At 43.1% G+C, this 14,515-nt stretch carries 11 protein-coding genes; 4 read left to right on the forward strand and 7 right to left on the reverse strand.

Annotated elements, in window-relative coordinates:
- Positions 1-90 precede the first annotated feature (90 nt).
- The gene (locus J5A55_RS12060; protein ID WP_249118610.1) at positions 91-537 is read right to left on the reverse strand and encodes a hypothetical protein; all 447 of its coding nucleotides are present in this window, start codon (positions 535-537) and stop codon (positions 91-93) included.
- Positions 538-767: 230 nt separating this feature from the next.
- Positions 768-1,433 carry a tRNA (N6-threonylcarbamoyladenosine(37)-N6)-methyltransferase TrmO gene (tsaA, locus tag J5A55_RS12065; protein ID WP_004382022.1) on the reverse strand — a complete coding sequence of 222 codons (666 nt, stop codon included), beginning with the start codon at positions 1,431-1,433 and terminating at the stop codon, positions 768-770.
- Positions 1,434-1,518: 85 nt separating this feature from the next.
- Between tsaA and J5A55_RS12070 the strand changes: the two genes are divergently transcribed.
- From J5A55_RS12070 to J5A55_RS12085, 4 genes are all read left to right on the forward strand, one after another.
- The gene (locus J5A55_RS12070; protein ID WP_004382021.1) at positions 1,519-3,504 is read left to right on the forward strand and encodes an OPT family oligopeptide transporter; all 1,986 of its coding nucleotides are present in this window, start codon (positions 1,519-1,521) and stop codon (positions 3,502-3,504) included.
- A 207-nt stretch (positions 3,505-3,711) separates the two neighbouring features.
- Positions 3,712-4,713: a 2-hydroxyacid dehydrogenase gene (locus J5A55_RS12075; protein WP_004382020.1), complete on the forward strand. Its 1,002-nt coding sequence runs from the start codon at positions 3,712-3,714 to the stop codon at positions 4,711-4,713.
- A gap of 299 nt (positions 4,714-5,012) precedes the next feature.
- Complete coding sequence (locus tag J5A55_RS12080) at positions 5,013-5,591, forward strand: porin family protein (protein WP_004382018.1); 579 nt, start codon at positions 5,013-5,015, stop codon at positions 5,589-5,591.
- A 256-nt stretch (positions 5,592-5,847) separates the two neighbouring features.
- Positions 5,848-7,203: an MATE family efflux transporter gene (locus tag J5A55_RS12085; protein WP_004382017.1), complete on the forward strand. Its 1,356-nt coding sequence runs from the start codon at positions 5,848-5,850 to the stop codon at positions 7,201-7,203.
- A gap of 329 nt (positions 7,204-7,532) precedes the next feature.
- Here J5A55_RS12085 and pncB read toward each other — a convergent pair whose 3' ends face one another.
- The 5 genes from pncB to nrfH form a co-directional block, all read right to left on the reverse strand.
- Positions 7,533-8,738 carry a nicotinate phosphoribosyltransferase gene (gene pncB, locus J5A55_RS12090; protein ID WP_004382014.1) on the reverse strand — a complete coding sequence of 402 codons (1,206 nt, stop codon included), beginning with the start codon at positions 8,736-8,738 and terminating at the stop codon, positions 7,533-7,535.
- Positions 8,739-9,388: 650 nt separating this feature from the next.
- Positions 9,389-10,177, reverse strand: coding sequence for a cytochrome c biogenesis protein CcsA (ccsA, locus tag J5A55_RS12095; RefSeq protein ID WP_004382011.1), 789 nt, complete (start codon positions 10,175-10,177; stop codon positions 9,389-9,391).
- Positions 10,174-11,487: a cytochrome c biogenesis ResB family protein gene (locus J5A55_RS12100; RefSeq protein WP_004382010.1), complete on the reverse strand. Its 1,314-nt coding sequence runs from the start codon at positions 11,485-11,487 to the stop codon at positions 10,174-10,176. Before J5A55_RS12100 ends, ccsA begins: the two co-directional genes overlap by 4 nt.
- A gap of 212 nt (positions 11,488-11,699) precedes the next feature.
- Positions 11,700-13,196, reverse strand: coding sequence for an ammonia-forming cytochrome c nitrite reductase (nrfA, locus tag J5A55_RS12105; protein WP_004382009.1), 1,497 nt, complete (start codon positions 13,194-13,196; stop codon positions 11,700-11,702).
- 23 nt (positions 13,197-13,219) lie between these two features.
- The gene (gene nrfH / locus J5A55_RS12110) at positions 13,220-13,849 is read right to left on the reverse strand and encodes a cytochrome c nitrite reductase small subunit (protein WP_004382008.1); all 630 of its coding nucleotides are present in this window, start codon (positions 13,847-13,849) and stop codon (positions 13,220-13,222) included.
- Positions 13,850-14,515 lie beyond the last annotated feature (666 nt).

Here is a 14,515-nt window from a genome sequence, read left to right on the forward strand (position 1 = left end):
TTCTTACTTAGAAAATCCTAGATTGAAAAAACTCAATGTAAAGAATATTCCTAACCAATCTACTAATACATTACAATGATTTGTACCCTTCTATTCGTCCAAGCAATAGAAAAAAGAATAAATAGCAGTAGGTTCAAGTCCCATTAACGAAATATCCTTTTTCGATAAGTGGCTTACCGAATTTGCCTCTTTCAATATGACAAATTCCCGTTCGGATAGCATCTTTTTTAGAATAAACGAGAGTTTTTCATCGTCTTTTTTAGTACAAAATCGGTTGATTTTATAGAGGATCACATCACCCGAAAAGTAATAACAGGCAACAATCTTACGGCGATTGCGCTTCGAATAATAGAGCGCACCAGCAGAATGAACGAGCGTTCCATCATATCCATACTCAAACGGCGATAAATACAAATCTCGTTTATAGATTTCTCTTTGGGCATCCAAAGCAAAATCCATATTGATAAACTCCTTCCATCCTAACGAATCTAATGGATTCTCCCATTTACGGATGGTACTGTTATCTTCGATCCGCATATAAAATGGGTAGGTTTTACCATTTATTGATATCGTATGCCCCTTGCGATCATAGCATAATCCGCTGGAGGATAGCTCGTAATATCCTTTTATTATTCCTTTTTCCACGTGGAGAGACTGGAAAGTTATCTGAGCATGAAGCATCATTGAGGGTAAAAGGAATGAAATTATACAAAAGATGATACGTTTGTAGTGCATATTTTTAGCTTTTTAAATGTAAATATCCTATCTTAATGACTCACACGAACGACCTTTAATTGGTCATCAAATACGCGGAAATGTACTTCCTTCCCAGCGAAAGGCATAACGTAAATGCGCTCCGCATCGTGTTGATATTGCGGACGGGGGTCTTGTGCCAAGACTTCTTTCAAGGCTGCCAGCTCGTCTGATTTAAACAGAATGGCAATATCATCGGGAATAACCACCGAAAGTTTCTGCCATTCCTTCTTGTCAGTGAATCCTCCCTTAGCCTCTGGATGACTATCAACGTAGGGAATATAGGGTTTGATATCATAGATTGGCGTGCCATCCATCAGGTCGGCACCAACGACTTCTATCTCGCCTTCGGTTATCTGCTTTATAAAAACCGAAGATAAACCGAGTCCGTTAGGGCGGAAAGGTGAGCGGGTTGCGAAAACACCTAAGCGTTTATTGCCTCCTAAGCGTGGTGGGCGAACGGTAAACTTAATCTCATCTGACGGAGGATTGGCTGAAAATCCCCATATTAACCATAGGTAATCGAAGTCTTCTAAGCCTCGTAACGCCTCTTCCCTCTGATATTTCTTCTCAAAGACAATGCGCCCTACGAGGTTATTGGCTAATCCGCTTTGTCGAGGAATACCAAACTTCGACGTAAGCGGTGAGCGGAAAAATGCTATCGGTTCTATTTCTTTCACGAATGCAAAGTTAATATTTTGCTTTTATTTGGTATCGAATAAACGATTTTTATTTATCTTTGCAACCAAATAATACTATTAAACAATGGAAAATAAAACAGAACAAAACATTGAAATCCCTGAAAATGCTTTCAGAGAATTAAGGGATGGGGAGGAATATGAGCCGATCATGTCTCCTCAAAAGACTTATCGAGAAGTGAGTCCGTGGTCTATAACTTGGGGTATTCTTATGACCGTCTTGTTTTCCGCAGCCGCAGCTTATCTGGGTTTGAAGGTTGGACAAGTCTTTGAAGCAGCCATCCCTATTGCTATTATTGCCATCGGATTGTCCTCAGCCACTAAGCGAAAGAACGCACTTGGAGAGAACGTTATCATCCAAAGTATCGGTGCTTGTTCGGGAGCAGTAGTAGCGGGTGGCATATTTGTTATGCCAGCTATCTATATGTTGGATCTGCAAGCCGACTTTCTCAAGATATTTATTGCAGCAGCTTTGGGTGGCGTTTTGGGCATTTTATTCCTAATTCCTTTCCGAAAGTACTTTGTGAAAGACCAACATGGCAAGTATCCTTTCCCTGAAGCGACGGCTACGACACAGGTTCTTGTTAGTGGAGAGAAAGGAGGCAGTCAGGCAAAACCATTACTTCTTGCGGGACTTGTTGGTGGTTTATACGATTTCATTGTTGCAACTTTTGGTTTCTGGAATGAGAATGTAACAAGTAGAATGATTGGAATCGGCGAGACGATTGCCGATAAAGCTAAGCTGGTTTTCAAGGTAAATACGGGTGCGGCTGTGTTAGGTCTGGGTTATATCATCGGACTTAAATATGCTTTCATCATCTGCTTAGGCTCACTTGCTGTTTGGTGGCTTATAGTTCCTGGTATGGCTCTCCTATTCCCTGACACGGTTTTGAACCAATGGGATCCAACAATCACTACTGCCGTCGGGCAAATGGCACCTGAAGCAATCTTCAAAGCATACGCTCGCTCAATTGGTATTGGCGGTATCGCAATGTCAGGAATCATTGGAATTGTAAAGTCTTGGGGTATCATTAAGAGTGCAGTTGGCTTAGCCGCTCGGGAAATGAAGGGCAAAGGCGGCGATCAGGCAGAAGTGTTACGCACTCAAAGAGATATTTCCTTTAAGATTATAGCCTTTGGAAGTATCGCAACGCTTATTATTACCTTCTTATTCTTCTATTTCGGAGTAATGAATTTCAACCTACTCCACGCTGTTGTGGGTATTATTCTCGTAACAATCATTGCCTTCCTTTTCACAACAGTTGCAGCTAATGCGATTGCAATTGTCGGAAGTAATCCTGTATCTGGTATGACACTTATGACGCTTATCTTAGCATCTGTGGTCATGGTTGCCGTTGGATTGAAAGGGAATGCTGGTATGTTGGCAGCGTTACTTATGGGCGGAGTTGTTTGTACAGCGTTATCAATGGCTGGATCGTTTATTACTGACTTAAAGATTGGCTATTGGCTTGGAACAACTCCTAAGAAACAAGAGACATGGAAGTTCCTCGGAACCATCATTTCAGCCGCAACGGTAGCTGGTGTTATGATCGTATTAAATAAGACTTATGGCTTCACTTCGGGTAAATTAGCTGCTCCTCAAGCAAATGCTATGGCAGCAGTTATCAAACCTTTGATGAGCGGTCAAGGTGCGCCTTGGATTCTTTATGCTATTGGTGCAGTCATCGCTTTAGTATTAGACCGATGCAAAGTTCCTGCCCTTGCCTTCGCTTTAGGTATGTTCATCCCACTTGAATTGAATATTCCATTATTAGTTGGTGGAGCAATTAACTGGTATGTCACAAGTCGTTCTAAGGAAGAAACGATCAACAAGGCGAGAGGCGAGAAGGGAACACTAATAGCTTCAGGCTTTATTGCCGGTGGAGCATTGATGGGAGTTATCTCTGCCCTACTGAAGTTTGGCGGTATTGAGTTCCAATATGCTACTTGGTGGGAAAATCATCTATCTGAACTTCTGTCACTTGTTGCTTACATTGCGCTTATATTCTACTTTATTCTTGCAACAAAGCTTAGTAAAAAAGAGTTGGAATAGATTGTACAATGTAACGAAAGGGAGGTCAAGTAGGCTGTAAGGCACGATAAGGAGCAGCCCACTTGACCCATATCTATTAATGAAATGAATTATAGTCCAACACTTGCAAATATTACAATTTATGCGTACCTTTGCATTGTTTCAATAAGAGAAAAGGCTGATAAGAATTTTATCAAACACTCATAACAATTATAATATTTAGGATACATGGCATTAAGAATCGCTTTCTTCGACGCAAAGTCATACGATATAGAGTCGTTCAACGCAGTTAACAAGGACTATAACTTCGATATTCGCTATTATCAGGAACGCCTGAGTATTAGCACGGTACCACTTGCTAAGGATGCAGATGTCGTTTGTATCTTTGTGAATGCAGAGTGTGATGCAAAGGTGATAGATGAGTTGGTCAACAATGGAGTCAAGTTAGTTGCATTGCGATGTGCAGGCTTTAACAACGTTGACCTTAAAGCAGCTGAGGGACGAATAAGGGTTACGCGCGTTCCTGCTTATTCACCACATGCAGTGGCAGAGTATGCTGTTTCGCTCATGCTAAGTCTAAATCGTAAGATCTACCGAGCCGTTAATCGCACCCGTGAAGGTAACTTTACTCTACACGGATTGTTGGGCTTTGACATGTATGGAAAGACTGCCGGTATCATCGGAATGGGGCGTATTGCAAAAGAACTCATCAAGATCCTGCATGGTTTCGGTATGAATGTGATGGCTTACGACTTGTATCCTGACCACGAGTTTGCTAAACAGTATGATGTGAAAGTGGTTGGTCTTGACGAGTTATATACCCATAGTGACATTATTTCTCTGCACTGTCCACTGACGCCAGACACAAAGTTCCTGATTAATAAGGATAGCATTGCTAAGATGAAGAAAGGCGTTATGATCATCAATACTGGGCGTGGAAAACTGATCCACACAGAGGATCTTATTGAGGGACTTCGTAGCAAGCAAGTGGGTTCCGCAGGGCTTGATGTATATGAAGAAGAGCGTGACTACTTCTATGAAGATAGAAGTGATAAGATGATAGATGACGATGTATTGGCTCGCTTGTTGATGGTTCCTAACGTGGTTCTAACCTCTCATCAGGCTTTCTTCACAGCGGAGGCTTTGCACAACATAGCCATTTCTACACTCAACAGTGTGAAGGAGTTTGCTGATGGCAAAGATTTGACTTGTGAAGTAAAGAACGCATAAAGCATTGTAACTATCCGTTATAAACAAGTTTCAAAGCATATATATAATAAGGTGAGTGCTGGTTGATTGATCTCCAATACTCGCCTTTTTTTATGATAAATGTTATCCAAATACCTTCTTTAACACTTATTAATTGGAAATAATTTGCCGTTTTCTTTATAAAACATAACTTTGCTCTCACTATTAGTAGGTAGTATCTTTAAAGGGAGAAGTTCGGTTAGAACCAATAGACTAAGTAATTAACAAGAAAGTAACAAAGTATAGATAACAATTTTACTTACAATTAATTCATAACGATTATGAAAAAGATTATGTTAGTAGCAGCCCTGATGTTATCATCAGTAGCTACATTCGCACAACACGCAGTAGGTTCTTTTAACATCCAGCCAAAGGTTGGTTTGAACATTGCAAATCTAACTGGTGACGGCAAACCAGACGCCCGCGTAGGTCTTGTTGCAGGTGCTGAAGGTGAGTACCAAGCAACCGACATCGTTTCAGTTAGTGCTGGTTTACTCTACTCTATGCAAGGTGCAAAGGCAAAGACTCCACTTGCTACTATTACACAAAAGCTCGATTACATCAACGTTCCAATAACTGCTAACGTTTATGTTGTTAAGGGTCTTGCAGTGAAGTTAGGTCTCCAACCAGGCTTCAAGGTTAGTGATGATGTTTCAGTTGATGCTGCACAGGGAGGTAACATACCCGTTCCTGGCAAGGCAAAGTCATTTGACCTTTCTGTCCCAGTAGGTCTTTCTTATGAGTATAACAACTTCCAGTTGGATGCTCGTTACAACTGGGGGCTAACAAAGGTGTACGAAGGTAACAAAGCAAAGAACAGTGTATTCCAGATTACACTGGGCTATAAATTCGACTTGTAAACCCTTATTTACAAATGAAATAACAAAGAGGAAGCCCACAGGTTTCCTCTTTTTCGTACCTACCCCAGCCTATCTGGTACCGAGTGGATAGGTTTTGTTACAAAAAGAAAAAGGTTCATTCAAACCAAGAAAAGCAACGGGAGGAAAACTTACAGTATTCAATTAGATGAGAGAAGATTATTATAAAAGCGCATAACAATACGTTTTTATTTCGTACCTTTGCACCATTAATCATATAAAAGCAGGATACAACAGTATGTCATATCAGTTTTCAAGATACGAAACACACTATCGCAACCTTACTTATTTAGGTGTACCTATCATCATCGGACAGTTAGGTAACCTCATTCTTAACTTCGCCGACACCCTGATGATTGGGCATCATAGCACCAAGGAGTTGGCTGCTGCGGCATTTGTCAACAATATGTTTACGTTGGTAATCATCTTTGCTGTGGGCTTCACTTACGCTATCACGGCTCTTGTCGGTACGCTTTACGGACAGGAAAAGACGCACCGTATTGGCGAACTCATGAAGAGTGCGGTGGCAGCTAACACTTGTATGGCGGTGTTCTTATCGGCTATCATGGGGTTATTATACGCTAATCTCGAACATTTGGGACAGCCCAAAGAGCTTCTTCCTCTTATACGTCCTTACTTCATCATACAGCTTGTTTCACTTCCTTTCGTATGTTGGTTTAACACCTTCCGACAGTTCACGGATGGCATTACAGACACCCGAGTGGCTATGTGGATACTGATCAGTGGCAACGTTATGAATATATTCGGTAACTGGGTTCTCATATATGGTCACCTTGGAATGAGTGAGTTAGGTCTGATCGGAGCAGGGCTTTCTACGATGATTTCTCGTATAGCGATGGCAATCGTAATGGTGGGTATCTTCTTCTTTAGTAAGAAGTACAAAGAATACAGAAAGGGCTGGAGTCTGGGCAACACAAACCGCCCTGACTTCAGAAAAATCACTGTTCTCGGATTGCCATTAGCCTTACAAATGGGTATGGAAACCGCCGCTTTCAGCTTATCGAGTATCATGGTTGGATGGTTCGGAACAACCGCCTTAGCTGCACATCAGGTCATGTTGACCATCTCCCAACTGGGTTATATGATTTATTATGGGCTTGCGGCAGCAGTAGCGGTACGCATCAGTAACTTCATGGGACAGCGTGATTACACCGCAGTTAGGCATACGGCGACAGCTGGCATACACCTTGTTTTCCTCCTTGCGATGACGACCTCTATCCCTGTCTTCCTCTTCCGCCATAGCATTGGAGGCTTATTTACAGACAATACAGATGTTATCTCGATGGTATCCATGACTATTGTCCCCTTTATGATCTACCAGTTTGGCGACGGAATGCAGAGTAATTACGCCAATGCCATGCGTGGAATCGCTGTTGTGAAACCACTAATTTGGATTGCATTCATCGCCTTTTTCATCGTGTCATTGCCATTGGGTTACCTCTTCGGAGTGGTTATGAATTATCAACTTCTGGGTATTTGGTATGCCTTCCCATTTGGTTTAACGACCGCAGGAATACTTTATTACATTTATTACCAGAAGGGTTTGAAGCGCATAGAAGAGTCTGCTGAATAGGAAGATACTATTATTAGTAAACAAAGGGGGCGTTTCTTCGATACGAAGAAACGCCTTCTTCATTGTAAGGAAACGCCTCCTTCGTATCAAGGAAACGCCTTCGCCATTTTGAAAGGGGCGTTCCTTTGATTAAAAAACATGTCACAAAGTAGGGACAGATACCCTCGTCTGTCCGCCAAATCACGGCAAATAAAAGCCTCCCCAAGCCCCTCCAAAGGAGGGGATGTTGCCTAACGGGAAGCCATATAAGGGTAAATGGGCGGACAGACGAGGGCGTCTGTCCCTACTTTGGTGTACTATTTTGATTGGAAATAACCATCTAATACACCTCACTCCTTATAATGTATCGCCTCCATAAAACGCTTGATAACCTCGGGCTTACCCGTATGCTTGCCCTTATCCTCCGATATCTTGCAGGTGTCATTATAGTATGGCCACGACTCAGTTATCTTAACAGCAACGAGCTTAATAACGATGTTCATGGGCTTTACATGTGGGAAGTCATTGGTGAAGTGAGTGCCTATCCCGAATGCAGGTTTTACCTTTCCTTCGGCGTAGCTTTGTAACTCTATCGCACGATCAGTATCGAGTGCATTGGAGAAAAGAATCTGTTTGTCGCGGGCATCGATACCGAACGATTTATACTTAGCAATAATCTTATCCAACTGCTCATGATTGTCGCCTGAATCAATGCGAAGTCCCTTGAACTGATTAGCAAAGTCTTCCGAGAAGTTGTAAGAGAAGATGTCCCAACCGAAAGAATCATACAAATAAGTACCTAGAGCACCCCTATAAGTCTTGCGCCAAGCCTCCATTGCCATGTAATTAGCCATCTGCGGACCAAACATACCACCTATTGCACAGATGAATTCATGCGCCATTGTACCCACTGGCATGAGGTCATACTTCATCGCAAGGTGTATATTGCTAGTACCCACAAACTTGCCCTTCCACACCTTACTCTCATAACAGTCTTTCATCGCGCGAACGGCTATCTCTTCTGCTTTCAAGCTGGCACGACGACGCGTACCGAAGTCGGAGAAGACACAACCAGCCTCTAATAAGCGTTCCGCCTTATGGTAAGTCTTATCGTAGAGGAGCTGATAATCGAAACTTTGTGCTTGCTCATTAAACATATAGAAAAGCTCTGATACGATGGCAAGAACCTTCACTTCAAGCAAGATAGTGTCGGCCCATAAGCCTTCAAACTCTATGTGCAAGTGCCCTTCCGAGGTCTGCCACACCTTCACCCAATCGCGTGAGAAGCGGAAACCACGTAGGTAAGTTAAGAACCATTCAGGCAAATAGTTGCACTTTCTTCGTAGGAAGTCTATCTCCTCCTGAGTGATGATAACCGACTCTAAAAGCTCTATCTGATGTTCCACTTCACGCGCAAATCCATCGGGATAAACCGTGTCATCACGATCAACAAACTGGTAACAAACATGTGCACGAGGGAAGTTATCGATGACAGCACAGCACATTGTCAGCTTATAAAGGTCATCGTCAGTGAAATAATTGATGATTTGTCTCATTTATCTTGTAAGTCTTTTTCTGTCGTCAAAAGTATAAAAAAGAAACCGAAAAACAAAGTATTTTACAGGAAAACATACACATCAAATATTGCAGTTGGTACCATAGTAGGGACAGACGCCTTTCGTCTGCCCCCCCTCCCAGCCTCTCTCAAGGGGAAAGAAGGAGCCTCACCCCCTCCCCTCTCCGAATGGAGAGGGGAGTAAATACTACTATTAGCAAACAAAGAGGGCGTTTCTTCGATGTGAAGAGACGCCCTTTTCATTGCAAGGAAACGCCCTCTTCGATTGAAAGAAGGCGTTTCTTTCATTTTAAAATACTATTACCTCTGTATCTGGCAGGTATTGGCGTACATGTAAATGGGAGTATTCACTCCCCTCTCCATTCGGAGAGGGGAAAGGGGGTGAGGCTTCAAAGTAGGGACAGACGTCCTCGTCTGTCCGCATAAGAGAGGCTACTTGTAATGTAACGTGGAATGTTGGAGCGGACAGACAAGGGCGTCTGTCCCTACTTTTGGCACTACATTCAATAGAACTAATAACTTGTTTACTCGTCAACCCGTCCACTCGTCCACTCTACCTAATCATAATTTTGAATTATGAATTATGAATTTTGAATTAAAGGAGAGGCTGAATAGGGTTATAAAAAGACCTTAATTCAAGTTATAAGTATGCACGCTCATACCCTGCGCAGATGGTAGGTAGTTGATACCCCACCAACACATCTGTAACAAGCAGAAGGCTATAATGAGGATGATGAGGGCTGGGCGCAGATGATGAGGGCGATACTGGCGATAATGAACATAAACGAGATAAGAGAACCAAGTGATAGCTGCCCATGTTTCCTTTGGATCCCATGCCCAGTAATGACCCCATGCTTCCTTTGCCCAGAGCGCTCCCATGAGCATTCCAAGCGTCATGAAGGAGAGCCCAACATAGGTGAGATTATCCGTAATCTCCATCTCTTTCGTGGTATCTGTGCCTTTCTTGAAGAAGAGCAGATACACCGACATGACCACAGCTGCACCCAAGAGGGCATAAGCCATCATGTAAACGATGACGTGAGGGGCAAACCATGGACTCTGCAAAGCAGGCATGAGCGTCTTTGAATGTATCTCTGGTTTGAAGAGATTGACGCATACAAAGACGGTTGCAAGGAGTGTTGAGAAGCTCAAAATCCACTTGTATTGCCATCGACTATACACTATCACGCCTGCTAAAGGGAGGAAGAAGCTATACCAAAGACGCGTTTCTCCCATCGTGCGGAGCGGTGGTCGCTCAAGAGTTATCCACATGATAAGGATGTAAGAGAAGAACACACAGAGTCCAAGACCTGTTGTTATGAAGGCAAGACTACGGCGATTACGCCACGAAGCCCATGCTCCGACTGCCCATAACAATACTGAGATGATTGCGAAAACGACGAAATAACTCCAGATCATAACTGATTCTCCTTCTTACGACTGGCCGTTAGGAACATTCCTACAGCACCTATTAATAACATGAAAATACCGACATACACCACTGGTAACCATGGGTCGGTGACTAACTCAAAGATACTGAGATTACTCCACTTACCCATCTGCTCGTTGTAACTGAGCTGATAGATCGTCCATCCCTCAATGCTGAATGGCTTGTTAACCTCTATCTCTGTCTGGATATTCTGCCCACTCTTCGTATAGATGTCGACAAGGGATGCAAAACGGCGAGGCTCTCGGTTAGGCATAGCCAACATGCGCCCATCATCCAAACGTAGGGCTTGATAAGGGAAGAGGTAGCTTCCGCTGGTCACCCAACCTGTGTAGGTATGTTGTACCCCCTTGTAGGGAACGTTGCCAGTAGTGACCTTCACCAATAAAGCACAAGCCGAACCAGCTGCATCCGAGGCTATATATCCATCCTTATTACGTGCTTGCCCGAGTGAATCCATTCGAATATTTCCCATCATTCCAGTGGGCATCTTGCCTATCATCTTGCTCAACATGGCAGGGACAGCATTATCTATTCGTTTAAGAACCTCTACCTTGCAATCGAGCAACTGACCTACTCGCATACCTTTATCTAACAATAGATTCTCAGGCTTATCCTTAGGGAGTGGGAAGCCACCACGCCCTATTAACACCAGTTTGGGAGGGTATTCATCAATGGTAAACTTCTCTAACTGAATGGCAACTGGTAGGTGATGCACATTGTCCATAGCGTCCAGTCCACGCCATTCAGGCTGCCCTTTTTCGCAATACATCTTCACTTTCTGCATATCTGCACTACCGAGTGTTGCACAGGTGAGCACTATGAACAATCCTGCATGGCTCACAAAAGACGGCAAACGACGCCAAGAAAAATGGAAGATATGGTTCAGTGTGACCTCACCCACTATGATGGTCAACCAGAGATAGACGAGTACGAAAGGCCAATAGTTCAGCATTTTCGTTAGTCCGATGGGGTCTGCTGGGTTCCTCCCTTCGGCTACTTGCTTCGTAACACCCATGATCAACGTTAGCAAAGCAGCACTTGCTATGGCAGGGATAGCCGCTTGCATGGTGGTCATAAAGCGGAAGAAGTACACCTTCTTACGCATGGCATAAACAACAACTATAGCTATCAATAGGAAAAGGAGCGCCTCGATATTAGCCGACCAAGCGAAGATAGCCCACTCCAAAGGTCCCATTGTAAACTGTAATAACTGACCAGTTATGAGCAAGCCAACGACGATTGCCGTCCCTTCTTTTAATGTATAAGGTTTATTCCACATTGTTATTTTAAGGAAAAGAAATGGTATCTTCAGTTGTAATCTTTGATATTATCCTCAATACTTGCACTGTTTCTGCTGCATTTCTCATGCTTTTTCAGATACAAGACTACCACTTGTTTCTATCACATTAATAGATTAGAATTTAAAAACTGATAGTCGATAGCAACGGAATCATCCGTTAGCTACCAACTATCTTTGGACTTTTCACTAACTTACATCGGCTTAGTTATAAACCGTTTGTTCTTCTTTGCAGTCTCAATCCACTTCGGTACGATTGTGTCGAGGAACTGCTTTTTCTGACTGTTAATCTTTGGCATGTCTAATCCTATATATGACTGAGCCTTTGCTTTAGTCGATATGTCAGGCAGAGGAATTTGTCCTGTAAAGCCATGACGAGCGACAACTCGTGCTATTTGTAGGCGTGCATCCTTAGCAAACTCCATAGCACTTGCGAGCAAACGCATTACTTCTTGAGGTGCATGGAAAGCTGCTCCATGACTCGCAACGGCATAGTCCCAACGCCACTGCCCCTTACGTAAATCGGTCAAAACAGGCTGCATCTCCGCTTCTGTAGCACCCTTATCCCAAGCAAACTTAGCCTCGATATGTGCTGCAGCAAGCTCTTTCTCCACATGAGTACGGAAGTCATAAATCTTCTGCTGACGCTCATAAACATTCTGGCGAAGTGTCTCTGCATCTTGACGATGGCATGTCTGACAGGTACGATCAATGTGAGCTAATGGACTCATAACGTGGTGGTCAGTGTATTTCACACCACCTTCAGAGATGTAAGGCATGTGACAATCGGCACAAGAAACGCCCCTCTGTCCATGAATACCCTGTAAGTAAAGTTCATAACCAGGGTGCTGTGCCTTCAAGATCTTAGCCTTTGAGAGTGGATTGATATAGTCATAGAAGCCTATACTATCGTAATATTCTTCTGCTGCCTCACACGTCATACCCTTCTCCTGAGGGAAGTGTAGATAGTTACCATTGTCCTTTTCGAAGTAATACTCCGTGTGGCACTGTGCGCAGACCAGGCTACGCATCTCTTGATGTGTGGCTTTTTTCACGTCTTTACCTACGCGAGCCCATGCCTCATAGAGTGCAGGACGAGCGGGACGAAGCTCCATCGTCCGTGCATCATGGCAGTCAGAGCAACCGACGGTGTTCATGACCTCTGGTCCCCAATTGCTCCACTTGGCAGCATAGAATTTGTCTGTTCCCTTCTCTCTCATCAACCTTGGCACATCAGGACCTTTGCATGTCCAGCACGTACCAGGCTGCATATCATCTTGCCCATCCACTCCTGGACTACCAGTACGCATTATTTTACGTAAGTCTTCAACGCAATGGCGGTGTCCACGAGGGGTGTTATATCCACGTGAAAAAGAATATCCTGCCCACAAGATCACCATCTCTGGTCGTTGTCCTAATACATCGACTTCCTGTGAAGAGTTATACTTACTAACGAAACTGGTATCTTCTGTCATCGCCCAAGTCTCGTATTCACGGGGGAAGTCTTCAGCAAACTTCTCGTTTTGAGCTACGATAGAGTCAGTCATCTGGGTACGTCGATTATTAAACACACTTGCTATCTCCGCCCTTCGTTCTAACATGGACGAGCACAGCAAACCAAGGAAGAACACGATGACCATTGCTCCTCCGAAGAGCAACCAGCCCTGCCATTTCTTTAATGTTTTTGCCATAAATATCGGTTTTTATTGTTATTTTATTTTCTACCTAACACTTTCTGAAGCCAATCAGGGACTGGGGACGGAGGCATGGGTTCGACAAACTCTGCCCCAGGAGTACTCGACAAGGAGTTCTTTCTCATGTGGGCTACATCGCGATGGCAATCCCAGCAAGCCTTGCCCTCGCCTCGTTTTGCTTCCATATAGTCGATACGCCCCGTCTTCACAAACTCTTGATTCAGCTGCTTATGACACCTTATACAATTATCCATGATGACCTCTGCCGATGCATCCTCTGCTTCGATAGCCTGCGATTCACTATGTGTTACGAAATAAGCAACATGCTTCATTCCATCCATTCCTTTGAATGCGTAATGGGAAGCTATATTGTTATTAGGCACGTGACAATCGTTACATGTGGTATTGCGGGCATGTGCTGAATGTGACCACGTTGCATAGTAAGGCGACATGATGTGGCAGTTTATACATGCTGCAGGGTCATCACCTATTATATATGTATGCATACGAAGGAGGTAAAAGAACAGCCCTGCCAGTCCAACGATAACACCGCAAAGCATTACTAACGACACTTTCTGACGATAGGACATCCTCTCCAGAAAGTTAAACCATTTAGTCTTTAGCTTGTTTAGAGTTGTTTTTAGGTTCATGTGTATCACATAATGTTTCGTTTGTAAATATAAACAATAACTCTCAAAAGTCTTGTAAAGAAATCAGAAAACATCATTATTAATGATGAGAAAGTTTTATTAAGGTCATCAAATACCATAAAGACGGACGTTTTTCACTATTCCTTTGACACAAAGAGAGGCTCTTCTCCATTTGAAGAGGGCGTTCCTTCATGCGCAAGAAACGCCCTCTTGTAGTTGAAGAAAGGCTCTCTTCACATCAAGGGAACACCTCTTTCAAATGGAAGAAAATCTCAACTACGATACTGACGTATCTATCACGGCTTTCTCAAACACCACATTATTAATATAGAGGGTAGTAAAAGTAGTTGTATAATGGTATCATTGGTGAACAAAACAAGCAATCTTACTTAAAAAGTATCAGTACGTTCTGAATAGGATTCTACTCTTCAGAAGTAGACATAAGGAGCGAAGAAAGAGAAGAGATAAAGGTCAGGAACGAAAGACGGAAAATAATTTTGCTGTCACTTCTGTCACTCATTTAAAGCAAATAACACGCTGATTACCAACATACTAACGCAAATGTTAAAAATGACAGCAACTAAAATTAAAAATAAAATAGGGTTTTGAGTGGTTTAGAAGGAACACTATCGTCTACCCATCTTACATTCCAATAAGCTTAGACAA

Origin of the sequence: Prevotella veroralis, assembly GCF_018127765.1 — a bacterium.
Lineage (GTDB): Bacteria > Bacteroidota > Bacteroidia > Bacteroidales > Bacteroidaceae > Prevotella > Prevotella veroralis.

Excerpts from the sequence above, each read along its gene's own strand:
- J5A55_RS12060 (WP_249118610.1), bottom strand. The coding sequence starts at position 537 with ATGCGGATCGAAGATAACAGTACCATCCGTAAATGGGAGAATCCATTA.
- J5A55_RS12070 (WP_004382021.1), top strand. The coding sequence starts at position 1,519 with ATGGAAAATAAAACAGAACAAAACATTGAAATCCCTGAAAATGCTTTC.
- J5A55_RS12075 (WP_004382020.1), top strand. The coding sequence starts at position 3,712 with ATGGCATTAAGAATCGCTTTCTTCGACGCAAAGTCATACGATATAGAG.
- J5A55_RS12080 (WP_004382018.1), top strand. The coding sequence starts at position 5,013 with ATGAAAAAGATTATGTTAGTAGCAGCCCTGATGTTATCATCAGTAGCT.
- J5A55_RS12085 (WP_004382017.1), top strand. The coding sequence starts at position 5,848 with ATGTCATATCAGTTTTCAAGATACGAAACACACTATCGCAACCTTACT.
- pncB (WP_004382014.1), bottom strand. The coding sequence starts at position 8,738 with ATGAGACAAATCATCAATTATTTCACTGACGATGACCTTTATAAGCTG.
- ccsA (WP_004382011.1), bottom strand. The coding sequence starts at position 10,177 with ATGATCTGGAGTTATTTCGTCGTTTTCGCAATCATCTCAGTATTGTTA.
- J5A55_RS12100 (WP_004382010.1), bottom strand. The coding sequence starts at position 11,487 with ATGTGGAATAAACCTTATACATTAAAAGAAGGGACGGCAATCGTCGTT.
- nrfA (WP_004382009.1), bottom strand. The coding sequence starts at position 13,196 with ATGGCAAAAACATTAAAGAAATGGCAGGGCTGGTTGCTCTTCGGAGGA.
- nrfH (WP_004382008.1), bottom strand. The coding sequence starts at position 13,849 with ATGAACCTAAAAACAACTCTAAACAAGCTAAAGACTAAATGGTTTAAC.